The sequence below is a fragment of the Spirosoma endophyticum genome, assembly GCF_900112365.1.
Lineage (GTDB): Bacteria > Bacteroidota > Bacteroidia > Cytophagales > Spirosomataceae > Spirosoma > Spirosoma endophyticum.
The window spans coordinates 32,562-49,643 of sequence record NZ_FOLQ01000005.1 but is presented as its reverse complement, the minus strand read 5'-3'; the positions used below and the strand labels follow the sequence as shown (position 1 = coordinate 49,643).

Genomic DNA, 17,082 nt, shown 5'->3' with positions numbered 1-17,082 from the left:
CTATTCTCCTGGTCGGTTGATCCGGAACGGCTCATTACTGAGTTACCCGTAGAGGAGTTCATCACTTTACGGCGCCTGACTGATTTCTATCATTGTTACTATTCTGGGTAGTTGAGCTATCCATCAAAATAGCGTCCATTTGAGTACCCCGAACGCTATTTTTTGACCTTTCACTATTTACCCATTCGTTGGATTCGTTAGTTGTGCCTAAACACTAAAAGCCGATACACTCAATAGCATGGCTCCCATTAATACGATCTTTTCACGACGTTACGTTGAGTTACTCGTCTAATTTGGACCTTGCAACAGGTAAACGGTTCGTGGGGAGTAAAAGCTAAAAAACTAGTACTTCATTTACGGAACGTAGTAATGGCTTCCTCATAAATATGCACGCCAGGAATATTACGTTCACCAGTGGCGATGGCGGCTTTAATAGCGGCTTCATCAATTATCCAGTAGCCATTTGGCACTTGGTTGGGATCAACAATCTCAAAAGTCCACCGCATCTGTACGCCCTTGGGAATAGCCACCAACGACACGTCTGGTGTTAACCAATTGGTTTCATCCTTGGAAGTCAGTTCAGCCTGATTCGCGGCTTCGGCCTGTTGATGGGCACGAACACGCAAGATTTCCCGATTGTAGTGCTCAATAGCATCTTTCAGGGGTTTCAGAGCTTCTTCAATAGGAGCCGTCATCTCTTTCTCGACTTCCATCCAACCGTGTTTCTGTTTGTCAAGCTGACGAGTGATTTTTAGTCGCTCTGCCGCCACTAGCTTAATCAAATCATGCCCCTGAGCAATGTGCTTTAGTAGCGCTTCATGTTGTTCAGCACTGCCGCAGACCGCAGGCTGTCGCCGTAAGAAGGTGAGGTAATCGGTAATCGATGCTTTTAATAGGTCGCGTCCACTGGAATCGTTGAGCGACAGGCCGGTGTTAGGCTTGATTTGCGTATCCATGTACCTAAAAACAGATAGCTGGTATAAATGTTAACAAGATCATGCCTGTTTCTATTATTGCCTGCGTTCATAGCTGCCTCGTACATCCACTTATTCAGCGGCTGATTAATCTCTTCTTTCAAACGCTTAACAGCCCTGCATCGTCAAATTAACAGTAAAAACGTAAGCATTGGCAATCAAAAAGGAGGAAATCTCCCGAAGCGGGAAGATTATAGCTTCTCAAAAGGAGCCAGGGGTAACGCTTTACAGAAAACAAACGGGCCGGTTCAAAACGCAGGTAACTAAGTATGAAGTAGCGTATTCGGCAGTCCGTATAAAAATACCCGCATCATCGGCATTGTATCGAGGCTGTTTTGTGCGTAAAGGCCTAATAGTCAAAGGTGACATGCTGACTTGTAACGACCTTCACAAACGACCGTACCCTCATAATATAGTATCAATCTGTTTAATATAATTAGTTAGACCGTTCAACAACGTGTATATACTTGGAATTTATAGCTAAATGGAGTTACATCCGGTTAAGTATGCAGCTGAAAAATAACAAAAGACCACACCGAAGTCAATTTGAGCAATGGCTGGCTCAGTACAAAGCTCGTATGTATGAATCCCATTTTTTAGAACTAAGAAGACTGGGGATAGATATAGAAGACTGGATAGAATCACAAGCCAGTAGTCCAAATATCCTGGTTATTGAAGATAATCCAGATGAATGATTCATCCTGAGATGGGTACTGCTTGAGCAGTTTTCAGAAGCTAACCTCACCTGGCTTTCCAGGGCGGATGAGCTCCTGACCAATCTGAATAACTATGAACGAACGGAAGAAGATTTGCCTCAACTGATTCTATTAGACCTGTATTTGCCTGGCCTGAAAACAGGATTGGCCGTTTTACAAGCGCTAAAACCACATCATAACTATCCGTCAATATCCGTAGAGGATAACCACAAGACTATGCCCCGGCCCGGTTACTCATCGCATGAATTCTGCGCTGAACAACATCCTGTTGAAGGCGTTAAACCGTCGTTAGCTTGACCGATCAGTTAGTTGACTGCAAGCAGGAGCCCCCTCAAGTGAGAACAGGGTTTGTCTACCACTTAACAGCAGGGCCATGGATTCACTTAAGACCGATCAGCAAACGGATACCCCTTATTCCCCGGTACACCAACATAACTTTCAGAAGGCGACTTTGCTGGTGGTAGAAGATCAGGAGGACATCTGGACCTTAGTTCACTTTAGCCTGAAAAAATTCTTCCCCGATGTAACCCTGCATCGATGCGCTAATCGGAAGCAGGTCATCGGCTACCTCACTAATTGCCTAACCAACCAGACGGCCTTACCTAAGCTTATTTTACAGGATCTCTACCTGCCCCAGAGTGCCGTGGGTTTTGGCCTTTTAAACGATGTTCGGATGTTGCTCGGCAATCAGCAGCAGATTCCCATCCTGGTGATGAGTTCATCCGTGGCGGAAGCGGATATACGCCAGGCCTATCAGCAGGGAGCTAGCTTTTACATCGTAAAGCCCCAGACTATGAACCGTTGGCTGAGCTTGGCTCAGAGCCTGCGCCAGTTCTGGTGGGAACAGGGCGTACTACCCCTGGATTCAACCGGAGGGAGTGAATAAAGAGGCTTGGCAGCAAACGCCGACAAGCCGTTAGTACTTCCAGTGAATGGCTAACCGTATCCGAATCAGGGTGCCTTTTCCCGGCTCGCTTTCGATTTCCAGCTGAGCCCGTAGCAGCTCACACAAGCCCTTAACGATGGATAAACCAATGCCTTCCCCTTGGTGGGCAAAAGCGGAGCGAGAGGCCTGCATCGTAACCGCTTGCCGAGCATCATCCTGAGGATTTGCCACGCCGAAGGCCGCCGTTGATTCGGGAGAGGGGGCTAAGAGTTGAGGTAATGAACCCACCTGACTAGCCGTGGGTAAGCCCGGTCCCGAATCCTGCACGCTAACAATCCAGCGATAGTCATTCTCCCGGCTCCAGGAGACGGATACAAAGCCGGTCGCGGTATGTTTCAGCGCGTTGAGCACCAGGTTCTGAATGATCCGCTGAAGCTGAACCGGATCACTCTCGACGGGCAAGGCTGCCGGACCGTCGGCTTTCAATAAAAGCCCCCGCTCGGCAGCCAGGGTCTGGTAGCCCGCTACCAGGTTAATCAACAACTGGCCAGCATCCAGGGGCTTGATGTTGAGCGTTTCCTGCCCGGCTTCCAGGCGGGCTACCTCGATGAGTCGGGTCACTAAATGGCGACTATTGGCCAGATTGCGTTGCAACATGGCCAGAAACTGTTGTCGGTCTTCTTCGGAATCACTGGTTAGTTCCAACATGGAGGCCGCCCCGGCAATGATGCCGAAGCTCCCCCTCAGGTCATGCGAGGATTGATGGAGTAGATCACTACGTTGCCGACTCAACTGAGTCAACTGCGTCAGTGTTTTCTCCAGGACTTCCACCCGACTTAACGCCGTTGTCCGTTGCAAGGTATCGTACTGCTGAAGGCTTCCCACATTGATCTGATAAGTAAAGGTAGCGAAGAACTCATAAGCCGTCGCCATGGCTTGTCGGTCAATGGCCGGGTAGAGCTGCCAACAGAGCCGTAACTCCCCCAGTAAGATGTTGCTCAGATGCTGCATCTCGGCCGACAATTCTACCAGGGCATAGCCTTTTTGCCAGCGGTGAAGGCCATGTTCAGCCGCTAACAGGCCGATCTGGTCTTTTTGGTCCTGGCCCCCCAACTGCTGCTGAAGCACATTAAGCATAAAGGGGACTTTATTGTTAAACTCTTCTCGGCTTAAGCTGGCGACTATCTTCAGGGTGTGATCGGTCTCGCAAGCGGTCCGCCAGTTGGCCAGCAGGGATTCGCGACGAGCGGCCAGATAGGTGGCTAATTGAGCTAAAGGAGCCTCGGCTCCTTCCAAGGAGGATGTCATGGTTGACTAGGGTAAACGCACTCTCTACGTCCGGCAGGCGCGGTCCGTCCGGAGGAGTTGTCCCAATTAGGCAACCAGGCGAAAACTAACTGATAACCAAAGCGATTACCATTACGCTAAAGGTAACACCCTTTTCGGGTATTAGGTTAGGGAGAAGCTAACTTTGCTGGTCAAGTGAGATAACGGGGGATATCACAACCCGGTAGCCGGAGTCACCAAGGTAAAATCTCTACTGGCTATCTGATGATTTTTGCGGTGACAACGTGTAAAATAGCTTATACTTTCCAGTGCATAGAAATGCGCCATACAGACGCTATACAACAACTCGTGTTATAATGCCGTTTTTGGTGGTATTTAAAATAGGCTTTGAAAGCCTGTTAAGAGCGTTACCAGTAATCCAGGTTTCGCTTATTATGTAGGTGAGAATTACATTTCGATTTGATCGAAGTCCGGCAAACGGACAGCGCTTACCAGCCTAGTCCTTCTTTCGGACCTCGGGCCCTACATTGTACATAAAGTAGTGCCCTCTTGACATACAAAAGCCCCGACCAAATAGCTGGGGCTTGTACGGCGTCATATGCCTACTCTTGACGAGCTAGATCGCTTCACGTCACGTTCAGAATAGGATCGTTCACAATTAGCGGAATTTAGGAGAGAATAAGGAAAGAAATAAATACCCAAATCCCTACCAATTCTACTTTCTATAAATTTTATCCACAGGGCCGAGGAGTTGACTATGGACACGTTCAAAAAGAGGTACATGTGGACTTTTTTGGGCTGTTTAGGTAATTGATACAACCGCTCGTTGTAGCGGTTCAACGAATCATTAAAGCCATGGACTTCTGGCCGCCTTCGCCTGTTTGCCCAAGGCCTGGATAGCCCGTATCTAATGGCCTGGAGCCATTTTGTTGACCGTCTATGTAAATGCATTAATATATTTAAATTATTTCTTCAAAAAGATTAAAAGTCTACTTATTTGTTTAATCTTTATCTTTTCCATACACCTGATATTAAATAAAATGGCTGCAATGAAGAACCATCTAGTGACCCTGCATACCGCCACGGCGGATGAAGATAACGTCAAACACGCTTTTGCGGGCTGTCTGGAAGCTGTTGAGCAAATTCATCAGGGGTATCAGGCACTGGAGAAGGCCCTTTCTGCCAGCCAACTAGCTACGCCTGGGATACGACGACTCTGTTCTGCCAAAGTTATGCCTGGCCAAAAGATGACTTGATAGCGCTACGCCTTAGTCTATGCCAAAAGTTGGCCCATTTGTTGACCGAGTTCGAGAATAGCTCAGGGGATACCGACCCATTACGGCTGTTTCAGCAGTTCAAACGCAATGCTCTTTGCTTAAGAGAGAGTTACCAGACGATTCAAATCGCACTAGGAATCGCTAATTCGGCCAGTGCCTGAGACAATGGATTACCAGGCTATAAATTTCAAGTGTATACTTTCTATCCCCATGAAACCAATTCCTTCGTTTAACAATCTTCTCGAGCAGTACGTATTTAGAATGGCCGAGCAGGTTATTGATCGCGCTGACTCCCAGACTCAGACCCGATTAATCAAATTAATTCATCAGATTGATAGCCCTACACCGACATCTGATGCTGTAGGTAGTCTGGCTGAATTGGCCCTGAGCGAACACCTACAGGCCCTAAACACGCCCGGCAAACTGATTCTTGTTGCCCAAGAGCCGCTTCATCAGGCGGTTACAACGCGAATTCGTCGGATTCATCAGCAACAGCGGGCTACCCTCGCCCAGCTCGCCCGGCAGCTAGTCCAGGTCAGAGCCAATCTAGCCCAAACGCAGGCTAAGCTCGAAGAGCACATCGGTCAGAATAAAATCCTGCTCGCTCGCTGTCGGGCGTCCGCAAAGCTTTAAGCAAGCGGCAAGTGGGTAAGGATACTATGTTTATGGTTCATTAACAACGCTAGAGAGTTTCCGATCCCTACCAGACGTGTTTAAGTCCACTTGAAGACGACTCTTTTTTATAGATGGAGTATTGTTGGTGGATAATCGCTTACAGCAACGCTCATTGCTGACTTAATTTATGAGGCATCTGCCTCAACTACTCGTGGTCGAAGGGCTTGGTCATAAACTGACTAACCCCTAAGCGGATTAACCGCTCACGGTCTTCTGGGGCTGAGGAGGTCATTAGCATAAGCGCTGGTGAGTGGGCAAACACACGAATAAACCTCACAGGAGAGTAGCAAACCCTTGATCTATCCGAAAGGGAGGAGAACACTATTTCTATAAATACTACTGAAATTATGGTTACCTTTTCTCCATATTATCCTATTCTTTCATATAAATACGTCTTATCTGTTCATACTATCCACCCTGTAAATTACTACTAAGTGAAACTCTTTATCAAATACATGGTTACCCGACGCTGCAAAATGATTGTGCAGGCAACGCTGGAGCAACTTGAGCTGCCTTACAGCGTAGTCGATTTAGGAGAAGTGGAACTCAAAGAGGCTATTACGGATGAGCAGCGTGACCATTTGAAAATCGCTTTATTAGAATCGGGACTCGAACTAATGGACGATAAAAAAGCTATCCTGATTGAAAAAATAAAAAGACTTACTCTGGAAATGGTACAAGATGCAGCCGAGCCGCTCAAACTAAAAAACTCTGAGTATATCAGTAAAAAACTTGGCTATGATTATACCTACCTGTCTAACCTATTTTCTCAGATGACGGGCACCACGCTTGAGCAATATCTGATTGTTCAACGAATTGAGAAAGCAAAAGAATTGTTGTCGTATGACGAACTGAGTCTTAGTCAAATCGCCTACAACCTGCACTTTAGCAGTGTGGCCCATCTATCCAATCAGTTCAAAAAAGTCACTGGTTTAACTCCCCGCTTCTTTAAGCAACTTAAGGTCCAGCACCGGAAAGCTCAATACGATGAAGTACTGTTTTTTGCCCAGCTTTGTAAAGGATACTCTTGGTCACTTAGTGGCCGACAGCGTCATTATTACCACCGATCACTCCGTCGGGGTTGCATCTTGGTGATAACCAATTTTAAGAAAACAATCTTATGGGCAAGCCGTAGTTTTTTGACCATGACTGGCTACAGTCCCATAAATGTACTAGGAAAAACACCTCACTTTTTACAAGGGCCGGGTACTGACGCGGTCATGTTACGGTTTATTCGGGACCAGTTGAATGCAGCACAAACGGTAGAAGCCGAGGTATTGAACTATCGTAGTAACGGGGATCACTATCTATGTCACCTACGGATTGAGCCTTTGCACAATGAGCAAGGGGAGGTCACTCATTTTTCAGCTGTAGAATATGTTGTTAAACCGGAATACAAAATTTGAACCATCCTCTTTTAGGGTAACTGGCAATTTGTTTAAACGTGTCATATTAATCCAATCCGTCAATTTAGGGTGTATCTGCTTTTGGAACATGAATCAGGGAGGTGCATGACCCGCAAATGTGTGAATAATGTAATTCTCTACGGATATAGTGTAGGAGGTACTGGTCCATAAAGGATCAAATTTGCTAGCAGTACCAATTGGGTATAAATACTAGCAACTACTTAAATGAATAAGCACCTATCCGATAAATTTGCGCTAACTGAAAATGGGGGTTCACCCAAACCTATACTAGCTAACTGGCTTGAGGCAGCGGCCAATTTTTATCTAAGTTATACTCAATTAATCACCCATGTTAAACAGCGCATAGCCAAACAAGACTTGCGAACAGCCCATAAGCGACATATCGGTCAATGCCCTGTGGGCCAGTTGTTAATGATGGTTATTCGGATGCGAAGGGAACTGGAAAAGCTAACTCAAGACATGGATCAGGGAGGGTGCCTTCAGAAATTGCCTACACGGAAGAAGTATAGTAAGTTGGCCACTCACACACTACGTTTGAATCACTTGAATTATCAAGCGAAGCTCAGGCTTGACTTAGATAGGCAGTCTATGTCATAGAAGCAACTACTCTATAGCAACTACAATGGCTGGTTGAGTTGGGGGTACGGTATCGTCTGCTTTGGCGTTTTTTGTGGCCGCTGCGACAGTGTATACATATTAACGTACCACATCAACAGGGCAAACGTAACGGTTACGCCGGCATTGACAGCGGTTTCGGCTGGGTTAAAACGGGGAGCAGCCCGTTGCGGAACCGACGATAACAGCCCCAGAAAAATGGAGCTGGTCCAGATAATGACCAGTGAGATGGGTAGCTGGTTTTTCTTCATCAGAAATGGTTAGACTTGCCCAAGCATCGAGCGGATATCGCCAAGTTTCGTAAGATTACTACGAATCAACACTTATACCAAGTTGTGGACCCCCACCAGGTTAATAGGCTATCAAGTCAATACGTTATACTTAGGGGCCATTGTCTCCCCATAGCCCTGAATAATCTGTAGTAAAATGAGCCTATCATGAGGATATTGCCGAGCGAATTCGTCCCAATCGGTGAGGATCAGTTGGGGTGACATCTCGACAGTGGCCACAATACAACCCTAGAAGGCATCCCAGCTCACGCTGTACCAATCCGGGAAATGAAGTTCCGTTTTGAAAAGGTAGTGAAGTGTTGTTTTAGAGATAATACCGATTAAGTCAAGTATCATCATATACGTTTTGGGCGTTTAATTTACCAGGCCAAAACACTGTAAAGAGCAGCCTGTATAATCGGGGCTAAAAATAGTTGACAGTGGGGAGAACATAATCTTAACTGGTAGGACTAACTGGTAATGATCCCATCGGACCATAAATTTGTCTTGTCCTGCCCAATCGGGTGATTTTAGAACGATATATGCAATTGCAGGCCCAGTCTTAATCGGACGTTTTTCTGAACGATTTTGATAGTTACTTATTACCAATACAGTTGATAATGATCATTTAACTTTTTTGAACGATAACAAATAAACTACCTAATGCTAATCGACTACCATACATTACATCATATTGTCGATCGTTAGCTTGTTTGTTGGCTTAACAAATTGGACTGGCTAGGCGAAACGGGAAACTTATTAATCACAATCTATCCATAGCATTAGACCCATAGCTGCCGACTTTTTTACCAAATACCCGATAATACGTTGGGGCGGTAGGCGCTTTTACGACCGAAAAAAACCGTATATGACCAGCCCCACCAGGATCGATTCAATGATCCAGATGTTGCGGGCATTAGACTGCAAAAGGCGCCGAATCACCCAATGTCCACCCAGGCATAAGGCCATGATCGGCAGTCCAAGTACAATCTCTAGCGGATAGTCTCGCTTTTGGTCGGGTGTTCCATAAAGTACATAAAATAGGCCATGCAGGATCTCGTACAAACCCAGTAATGCTCCCAGCGTTAGCGGTGTGATCCAGTTTATTAACTTCTCAATAGGCATACGACTGCTTCATGGTTGGTAAGGAAGGGGTACGGCCACTTAGTTTTGATTTTGAATGCAACGACCAGTAACTACAATTAGTTGTACACATTTGTTTGCATTTCCTGAATTCACAAGACTCGTTATCAATTAGACCACCAAGCGTGATTGACTTGGGAAAAGAATATCCTCAGTGAGCCCTAAAATTCCATTTAGAATTATCGTTGTTAAAATCAAATTCTGCCAGGGTCGGTGTGCTGTCTCCGGAAGATACCAGCACTAACTTCTTTCCTGAATTCGGCACGATCTTGGGCATTATCCGGTAGGTGCCATCCGTCAATTGATCGATTCGCCATAACTGTTCAGGTGTGCCGGTAAATGCCGGTACGGTTAGTACTTCTGCATCGGTAGTAGCCGCTAAGGCCCGATCGGTTCCGGCAAGGATAATTTTATAATAGGGGCCACCTAAATACCCAGTTGAATCAGGCGTATCGGTAATCGTCCACTTTTGATGGGGGCGGGACATGTAGTCGCCTATTCTCACGTTAATATTCCCGGTTGGCCAGTTCTTGATTACATCGGCCAGTTGTTGATCCGGAACGGGTTTTGTCGGGTCATTATTGGGCTGGCCAAATCCCCGTGGTCCAACGGCCATTCGTGTAAAATCAACGGCCAACTCTAATCCATAGCCTCTTCGTACGGATTCAATTTCGTACGTACCTTCTTTAAACTTTTCTCCGGCAACAGGCCATCCCTCTTTCCAAACCACCGGAAGTATGCCCAATACACTTCGACCACCCTGCTCTAAATCGGCTTCATAATGGATAGACATTTTTTCAACTCCCTTCTCTAAAATGATGTGTCCAAAGTGCCCGGGGCCTATTAATCCTCCGCGGGTCGCAACCACCAGTTTACCACCACCTTCCAACATGCTTCTGCCTACATTATCCAGGTAAGGCCCATTTATATTTTTGGAACGACCCACTACCACATTATAGGTGGAGTTGGCACCATCGCAACAACTGCCATGCGTAGCAAGCAGGTAATACCAACCGTCGCGATAGACTAACGTACTGGCTTCACATACGATGGCTACATCTACGGGTTTGTTTCCTGCCTTGAGTTTTCCTGTTTTGGGGTCTAATTCGATAAGGCGCGTGAAGCCAAAATAGGTGCCGTAGGTTAGCCAAAGGCGCCCGGTAGTAGGGTCTAGCATAACCCCGGGGTCAATGGCGTCGTTCTCTTCATAGCCATCCGACGTTGCCACCACAACCGGTTCAGAATAGGTAAAATCAGGGGATTTTGGGTCTAATGTCTTGTTCCACATGGTAAGAATTGCGCCTTTGTGGTTGGGTGAACCACCGGTTGCTCCATAGATGACCAGGTAACGATCCCCAATTTTGATGACATCAGGAGCCGCTCCACCACCTGGTCTCACCCCGCCACCGTACCATGTCCAGCCATCATTGGAAATTAATCCGCCACCGCCGGTGCCGAATGTGTAATACTTGCCGTCGCATTCAGCGATGGTTGAGGGATCATGGATAAATGGCCTTCCGATCTGAGCTAGTAGGGGTTGGGTTATTAATAAGGCGACTACGGTTATCAGGCAGGACACGTTTATTTTTTTCATAGACTACTTTTGATAAGCATTGACAGACGACCGTCTATTATTGGTAACTGATACCGAGTTTTTTTATGGGCAATCCGTACTCATCTAAAAAGCGAACACAGAAATTAGCCATACCCGGTCCGTTTATAACGGCCCCCCGGATGATGTTTCTCCCCTTTTTAAGCGTTAAGCGGGCAGAGGTACCATTATCGGCAATCATATCCCTATCACCAGAAAGCAGCAAGGATTCCTGGCCATTCAACCACCACATACTGCCGGAATTACATCCGGCAGCCATCCTGACGTTCTGGATTTCTTCAGGGCAATCGATGACCGTGACGAGCCAGACCAGTATTCCGTATTTTGGCTTATTAATAGCGTAGGTAAAATGGTATAAATTAACGTTGAACGCCTTGCTGTCCAACGCATACCACTTCAATTCCTGGTTTCCCACTTTTACTGTTTGGCCATCTTTGGGAACTATGGTGTAATCGCTGGAAAAATTATCGTCCGAAAACGTTGTTCTGAGGTAGTTATCCGTGAAAATATTATTTCGGACAATATCTTTCTTTACAGGTTCCAGCACAAGCCAGCGTTGAATAAAGCCCTTTGCATCCGGGGCTTTTTTTGTAGCAGCGGCCGTTGTGAAGTGTTTGGATAGGATATGGGTCGTATCCCCTTTTATAGGTATGGGCGGGAGGGGTATTCTTTGTCCCGGACCCGGGCTCTGTGCAAAAGCAGTGAGGCCACTTAGTTGTAATCCTGATAAAACGATAAACGATATCAACGGCAATACGTATTTGTATTTTCTGTTCATAGCCTACTCCCTTCGTGATGAGTATTGTTTCTATAGAAAGCGTAGTTTATGGAAACCTACTAAACGAAGAGGTGGTGGCTTAACCAGGTTGAATAGTGAAAAAATAGTGATTGATGAATAGTCCGATCAACAGGTGGTTTTTGATCACCGACCGCTCCTGCGGCCCAGTTAGAAAAACAATCGGAGCGCCGAAGCGATCAGCAACGGGTGAGTCGTTTCAAGCGGATGCGAAGCGTCAGATGCTCACGCTCCAACGTTCGCACTAACACAGAATATGCTCCCTTTAGCTGAATATTTCCTGCTTTCAAAAACAGGTCTGTAGTCGATGGCAACTTAATCTTTTGAAAACGCTCCCCAAGATAAGACAAGGGGGCTTTCAAGGTAGTATTCAATCTGACGCAATCCCTCCCTTTCAAACCACCCAAAATGTCACGACTGTGAGTAATTTTTGCTAGTGTACCCCTCTGAAATAGCTTGACATTAACCATGTAAAGTTATGACTGAGAACAAAATGGCTCGAAGCCAGCAAAAGTACAAAACCGCCTTATTTCGACGGCGAATCATTGAGCGCCTACGCTTACAGATGGTCGCTCAACAGCAGGTCTTGACCGACTTTGGGATTTCCCCTACCTTACTCAATCAATGGAATCGAACTTACCAACGTTACCAACTTGTGTGGTGCGGGGCCGTCCGTGCGGTTTAAAGCTGCCCGCTCTCCCCGTTTTGTCATGAAAAAGCCCATCACCGATGAAATAACGAAAATGCAATGGCTGAACGAGTCTTACGTTCGCTGAAAGGTGATTACAAATTAGCTCGTGGTTTCACTTCTTTTTCGGCAGGTGAAGAAGCAGTAGCACGGGCGATCACTGCTTATAACACAGTTCGACCGCATGCACCGTGAACTATTTAACCCCCATCAGATGCACCAACGTAGGCGGAAGCCCAAGCTTGGCTGGTATCCGTACAAGAAATTGATGTACGGAAATGTGCAATACGAAGGCTGATTTTAATATCTGTCCAACTCAATCAGTAGCATACGGGGGTTTTCAAGGTAGCTTAGCCCTTGTGTGCAAAGAGAAAGTTAGCCTGGGCTTACTAGCCCGGCTAACTTTTGTAAATAGACAGGAGCAGGTTTACGAATCCTGCAAGATATCACCCGCCCGCTTGGCCCATTCCTGCAACCGGAGCAAGGCAGCTGTCTTTTGAGAAATGTCACTGCCATTGGCAGTAAGAAAGTAGCCCTCATCCTTCTGGCTGAACAGATTGACCACGTTAGCCGCCTGTAGATAGAGTTCTTTTTCGTCGGCGGTACTGCCCGATAAGTTATTGACCAGTTCCTTAATCTGATGATATTGTTCCCGAACGGTGGCATTGTCTACGCTTGGGGGTAGGGTTCGGAATGCCTGGATTTCCGAACGGATATGTTGTTTAATGCCTGCGTTGTTCATACGTTGAGTTGAATTACCTCTACGTCTAACCTCCTTCAACTTGTCATTGTTATTGTTGGAAGGGCACAACCGAGCTGTGGAACGCGAACATATGAAAATCTTTGAACCCCCTGCCGACTTTTGACAACACACGCCTAAAACCAGCTAGCGATTCGTACTAGATGAACTATTCAGGTGTTTATGCAACAAGTTGTTAACATATGAAAACCATGTGCATCCCCCTCCCTAATTTTGACGGCGCGTATGAAAGACTAAGACAGCGATTCGCGGGCCTTACCTCTCCAGAGGTTTTCAGTACCCCTCCCTGGTCTATCATATGCATTAATAGGCTTCGTAGTAATAGGCTTCCTTAGCGCTATCAAAATCGTCTCGGCTAGCAACCTGGCTAAGCCTACCTTGTGCATCATAACTGTTGACATACGTGCGTACACTTGTCGATATGATCTGGCCTGAGAGGGAAAACACCCACTGGTCTGTCCGTTTGGTCTTATTGTTTTTGCTGTGGTAAAGTTCCGGACGATCACCCAGCTCGCCGTATAATTCCAAGTAAGGATTTGGTCCGGTGTCGTATTCATAGGTGGTAATAAAAGTCTGTGAATAGGCTCCATCTAGGTGATATTCCCTTGTCTGGGTAAGATTCCCACCTGTGTAAACATAGCTGGTTGAGTCTCTGACGTAAAAACTCCCCAGGGGCATATTATTTAATCCGGTGAGTTGAGCGTAATTTACTTTCCGAACTAATTGATGAGCGGCATTGAGCTCATAGCGAATCGAGTCATGGCGCGAATACGTAAAGCCAGTATTGTCATAGGCTGTTACGAACCAGCTCGTAGCATAGTTGCTTGCGGGGCTATATGTTAGTTTTAGCATGTACCCCATCAGATCATAGCCTGGCATATAAGAATCAATCGTTTCTGAATTAATCAGCGTTAACCGATTCAGTACATCGTACTCATAGGCAATGACATAGTAGTAGTAAACACCATTCAAACGACGAAGTAGCTTTGGCCGATTAGCTTCATCAAATTCATAGGTTGTTGAATAATGGGCTGTATCCCGACCACTATCCCTAATGCCCAACATTTGTTTAAATCGGCTTCGCGTAGGGTGGGGTTCAGCAGGCTGGTGATCCTGGCAGGAAGTAACCAGCAGGACAATCCCCAGGAATAGTATGAGTTGGTAGCGTGTAGTCATGGTGCGTCATTTTATTTAAGTTGATAATTTAATTTAATATTATATATAAAATAGTGTTAATTAATATAAGAGTAACATTTTTATCTGCTTTACTATTCTCCCACTCCAAGCTAGGTAGCTGCCAAAGGGTAGGGCTTGACTTCACCATTGTCATTCTGGTTAAATACTTTTACTGTTATGCACTGATAATCAGTTATATTGCCTTATTTTTACTTATAATAACAAAGTGTTTTTTGTGTTTGGTATGCCCATAATTAAGAAGATCGTCCACCCCTGGAGGGTGACTCAGCAAAAGCTAACCTCTCGCTGGGCAAACGAGGCACAAGGGGAGTTCCGAATCAGTTTTACCGCAATGCGCCGTGGCGACACCTGCACAAGCGTCAGCTCGAAAAGCAGCCCCTATGCGAACATTGCCTGCAAAAGAAGATCCTGACCGTAGCCACGGTAGGCAATCATATTAAACCCATTCGATTCGGAGGGGAACCGCTAGATGAGAACAACGTGATGAGTTTATGCAAGTCTTGCCATGCCCGTAAGTCGGCCATAGAGCGGCACATGACTCACTGGACAGGATAGTAACACTCATTGCCTGATGAAGATAACCGTTAATAACGCCTAGCTTAAAGCCCTCGCCCGACAGCTCACCCAAACGGATAAGACGCTATTGCGTCTTTCAAATAGCGATTCAAGCAATTGCGATCAACCTGAGGGTCTAGCGTTTACCCGATTTCAATATACGCCCTTTGTAAATGTAACCTGTGTGAGTCCTCATACTCGGGATGCCATAGTAGATCCTGCCGGGTGACTGACTTGTCCGGTCTTTGACGATCTCGCCATACATGTATCCCTTTGGCAGCTTCTGGTTTCTGTCAGGAGCCAGTATCTGAACGAGCTTGGCCCAATAGCTGCGTAGCAATCGCAAAGCCTGTTTCATGGCATCGATTTTTCAAAGATCAACAGGAAAATACTACAAGATAATTGGGTGATTGTCAAGTGATGATATAAACCCCGTTAAGCGTTTGGCAGGGCTTTTACTGCCATGACCTTGGCCTACGACTGTAGAAGAGTATATTACTAAGTAACTTCGGCAAGCAGGAGATTTTTCAGCGATGGGAGCAAGATTTATCTCTATGTTTTAGAGCGACAAAGATGAAGTCTGCTAATCGGTTGCCTTCCTGTGTTGTTACTTAAGTCAATAATTGGACTATTATTATTATATAAACTAATCAGTACAAATAGTTTTCGTAAACTTATTTTAGGCATATTTGGGGCTACCGAACTTATACAACCTACATGTTTCCATTATCTAAGCGTCCCGCGTCTGGTCTTTACCAGTACACATACCCTACGTTTGTAGACATCCCACAACAGCTCTATATTCACTTCATAACGCCCGATCAGCAGAAAGCTTTTGTTAGCTATCCTAACCATCCGAATCATAAGGCCGCTCAGTTTGTAACCTTAGAGTGGTTTGACTCGGTGTGCTTGATACCACTGGATGCACAGCCTAGCATATTCCACTTCCCGAAGCTAACTTTCCCTGGTGCGCTGGCGTTCATTGATAACTAATTTAGGCCCCCTCCAACTAAGTTGCACCCCGCGGCCACTTTCACGCAGCAATGAGGCTACAGGGTTGCTTCTTTACGGGTTACTTATAAACATTGTGGGACGGATACAACTCACTTGGTCGTGGGCTGAAAAATTCCTTTAGGTAAGCCCAGATGCTCTCTGGGTGATTCCTGAAGTGTTGGAGCTATAACCTGTTGCCATACGCTGGCCTTGTAGCGAGCGAATAAATTAGTGAATTCGTGTTTACTAGATGAATTTTTACACATATATACATATCGATATATATGTCAATAATGTTTCATTTTTAATTAAAAGTTCATCTATTCCTTAGGCGAAGATAAAGAACAGCCACTTTTATTTAATCACCAGCTTTCAACGATCTAAGTAGTCTACTGGAACTGAAAGCCGCTGCGCCCGGTAGCATGGCTCCCATTACTATTATTTTCTTCATTTTTTTTCGCTGATTTGTTAGACTTGATTAAACTAACAGAAGACAGGGTAGACCGAGAGAATGGAAGCTTAAAGATAGACTTTAAGTAAGGTAACGGGCCGGAAGATGAAGGTGATTTTTGGTAATCGTCAACTATAAAAATACCCGGTACTATCAGCACCGAGTCTTCAATAACCTACTCTATGAGAAAGTTGGCTGCTATTCTGCGTCACAATTGATCTAGACAATTCCTCACACATACCCATCTTTTCGCTTGGTCGGATCGGGTAGCGTCAACCGGACGCCGTAGGCTGTGAATACCCAGGCGTCAATATCGTCGAAGTGATAAACTATTTGTTCAAAAAATAAGCTAAGTTCATTTGCCAGGGTTATCTTTAAAAACAAGCAAGAATATGGAAAAGCAAATAAAAGGGTATAACGCCATTAAGGCCGATGATCCTACAGAGTTAAGTTCGTTAATTCAGGCTGCTATCAATGAGGGATGGCAGCCATTTGGTAGTATTGCGATCGGGGTTCTTCCCAGCCGTATTTACTACGTGCAGGCGCTGGTAAAATATGAGGGCTAATTTACTTCCGCCCGACTTACTTGTTGAAGTACTCAATCCGCTCGGCGTCGGCGTTGTTCGTTAGCTTAACTTCCCCCACTCCACTGCCTTCCACCACGACACTGATATTGAGGTTGCCTTTGGTGTTGCCCGGAGTGAGCTGCCCGCTTAGACCCACCGAGAGTTTACCACTGGTGCCGGTGGTCTGGGTGGTTG

At 45.8% G+C, this 17,082-nt stretch carries 20 protein-coding genes; 10 read left to right on the top strand and 10 right to left on the bottom strand.

Annotation, left to right across the window (positions count from 1 at the left end):
- Positions 1-350: 350 nt before the first annotated feature.
- Entirely contained in the window at positions 351-956 is a 606-nt protein-coding gene (locus BM202_RS14820) for a hypothetical protein (RefSeq protein ID WP_093827392.1), read from the bottom strand.
- Positions 957-1,480: 524 nt separating this feature from the next.
- Between BM202_RS14820 and BM202_RS14815 the strand changes: the two genes are divergently transcribed.
- On the top strand, positions 1,481-1,669 hold the full coding sequence (locus BM202_RS14815; protein ID WP_093827389.1) for a hypothetical protein: 189 nt from the start codon (positions 1,481-1,483) through the stop codon (positions 1,667-1,669).
- Positions 1,670-2,063: 394 nt separating this feature from the next.
- Positions 2,064-2,576 carry a response regulator gene (locus BM202_RS14810; protein ID WP_093827388.1) on the top strand — a complete coding sequence of 171 codons (513 nt, stop codon included), beginning with the start codon at positions 2,064-2,066 and terminating at the stop codon, positions 2,574-2,576.
- 30 nt (positions 2,577-2,606) lie between these two features.
- Here BM202_RS14810 and BM202_RS14805 read toward each other — a convergent pair whose 3' ends face one another.
- A complete protein-coding gene (locus tag BM202_RS14805; RefSeq protein ID WP_093827386.1) occupies positions 2,607-3,884 on the bottom strand; it encodes a sensor histidine kinase in 1,278 nt (425 codons plus the stop codon).
- A gap of 1,028 nt (positions 3,885-4,912) precedes the next feature.
- Between BM202_RS14805 and BM202_RS14800 the strand changes: the two genes are divergently transcribed.
- From BM202_RS14800 to BM202_RS38910, 3 genes are all read left to right on the top strand, one after another.
- The gene (locus BM202_RS14800; RefSeq protein ID WP_143100695.1) at positions 4,913-5,119 is read left to right on the top strand and encodes a hypothetical protein; all 207 of its coding nucleotides are present in this window, start codon (positions 4,913-4,915) and stop codon (positions 5,117-5,119) included.
- Between the two features lie 231 nt (positions 5,120-5,350).
- Entirely contained in the window at positions 5,351-5,773 is a 423-nt protein-coding gene (locus BM202_RS14795; RefSeq protein ID WP_093827383.1) for a hypothetical protein, read from the top strand.
- A gap of 518 nt (positions 5,774-6,291) precedes the next feature.
- Positions 6,292-7,221, top strand: a complete 930-nt coding sequence (locus tag BM202_RS38910; protein WP_317039693.1) for a helix-turn-helix domain-containing protein — start codon at positions 6,292-6,294, stop codon at positions 7,219-7,221.
- Positions 7,222-7,859: 638 nt separating this feature from the next.
- On the opposite strand, the gene BM202_RS14780 is transcribed toward BM202_RS38910, so the two are convergent.
- From BM202_RS14780 to BM202_RS14760, 5 genes are all read right to left on the bottom strand, one after another.
- Positions 7,860-8,108, bottom strand: coding sequence for a hypothetical protein (locus BM202_RS14780; RefSeq protein ID WP_093827377.1), 249 nt, complete (start codon positions 8,106-8,108; stop codon positions 7,860-7,862).
- 267 nt (positions 8,109-8,375) lie between these two features.
- Positions 8,376-8,483 carry a barstar family protein gene (locus BM202_RS39075; protein ID WP_394333795.1) on the bottom strand — a complete coding sequence of 36 codons (108 nt, stop codon included), beginning with the start codon at positions 8,481-8,483 and terminating at the stop codon, positions 8,376-8,378.
- A gap of 489 nt (positions 8,484-8,972) precedes the next feature.
- Positions 8,973-9,251 (bottom strand): hypothetical protein, encoded by a 279-nt coding sequence (locus tag BM202_RS14770; RefSeq protein ID WP_093827373.1) that lies wholly within the window; start codon positions 9,249-9,251, stop codon positions 8,973-8,975.
- A gap of 169 nt (positions 9,252-9,420) precedes the next feature.
- Entirely contained in the window at positions 9,421-10,863 is a 1,443-nt protein-coding gene (locus BM202_RS14765) for a family 43 glycosylhydrolase (RefSeq protein ID WP_093827371.1), read from the bottom strand.
- A 37-nt stretch (positions 10,864-10,900) separates the two neighbouring features.
- Positions 10,901-11,659, bottom strand: coding sequence for an acetylxylan esterase (locus BM202_RS14760; protein ID WP_093827369.1), 759 nt, complete (start codon positions 11,657-11,659; stop codon positions 10,901-10,903).
- 496 nt (positions 11,660-12,155) lie between these two features.
- Between BM202_RS14760 and BM202_RS14750 the strand changes: the two genes are divergently transcribed.
- Both BM202_RS14750 and BM202_RS14745 read left to right on the top strand, forming a co-directional pair.
- A complete protein-coding gene (locus tag BM202_RS14750; protein WP_093827365.1) occupies positions 12,156-12,362 on the top strand; it encodes a hypothetical protein in 207 nt (68 codons plus the stop codon).
- Positions 12,363-12,425: 63 nt separating this feature from the next.
- A complete protein-coding gene (locus BM202_RS14745) occupies positions 12,426-12,560 on the top strand; it encodes an integrase core domain-containing protein (RefSeq protein WP_093827363.1) in 135 nt (44 codons plus the stop codon).
- Positions 12,561-12,792: 232 nt separating this feature from the next.
- On the opposite strand, the gene BM202_RS14740 is transcribed toward BM202_RS14745, so the two are convergent.
- Entirely contained in the window at positions 12,793-13,107 is a 315-nt protein-coding gene (locus BM202_RS14740) for a hypothetical protein (protein WP_093827361.1), read from the bottom strand.
- Between the two features lie 321 nt (positions 13,108-13,428).
- Positions 13,429-14,301, bottom strand: coding sequence for a hypothetical protein (locus tag BM202_RS14735; protein ID WP_093827359.1), 873 nt, complete (start codon positions 14,299-14,301; stop codon positions 13,429-13,431).
- A gap of 273 nt (positions 14,302-14,574) precedes the next feature.
- On the opposite strand from BM202_RS14735, the gene BM202_RS39070 reads away from it, so the two are divergent.
- Complete coding sequence (locus BM202_RS39070) at positions 14,575-14,877, top strand: HNH endonuclease (protein WP_093828052.1); 303 nt, start codon at positions 14,575-14,577, stop codon at positions 14,875-14,877.
- Positions 14,878-15,594: 717 nt separating this feature from the next.
- Positions 15,595-15,870, top strand: coding sequence for a hypothetical protein (locus BM202_RS14720; RefSeq protein ID WP_093827355.1), 276 nt, complete (start codon positions 15,595-15,597; stop codon positions 15,868-15,870).
- A gap of 682 nt (positions 15,871-16,552) precedes the next feature.
- Here BM202_RS14720 and BM202_RS37240 read toward each other — a convergent pair.
- On the bottom strand, positions 16,553-16,705 hold the full coding sequence (locus BM202_RS37240) for a hypothetical protein (protein WP_177236596.1): 153 nt from the start codon (positions 16,703-16,705) through the stop codon (positions 16,553-16,555).
- An 8-nt stretch (positions 16,706-16,713) separates the two neighbouring features.
- Between BM202_RS37240 and BM202_RS14715 the strand changes: the two genes are divergently transcribed.
- Positions 16,714-16,887 (top strand): DUF1737 domain-containing protein, encoded by a 174-nt coding sequence (locus BM202_RS14715; protein WP_093827353.1) that lies wholly within the window; start codon positions 16,714-16,716, stop codon positions 16,885-16,887.
- The last annotated feature ends 195 nt before the right edge of the window (positions 16,888-17,082 follow it).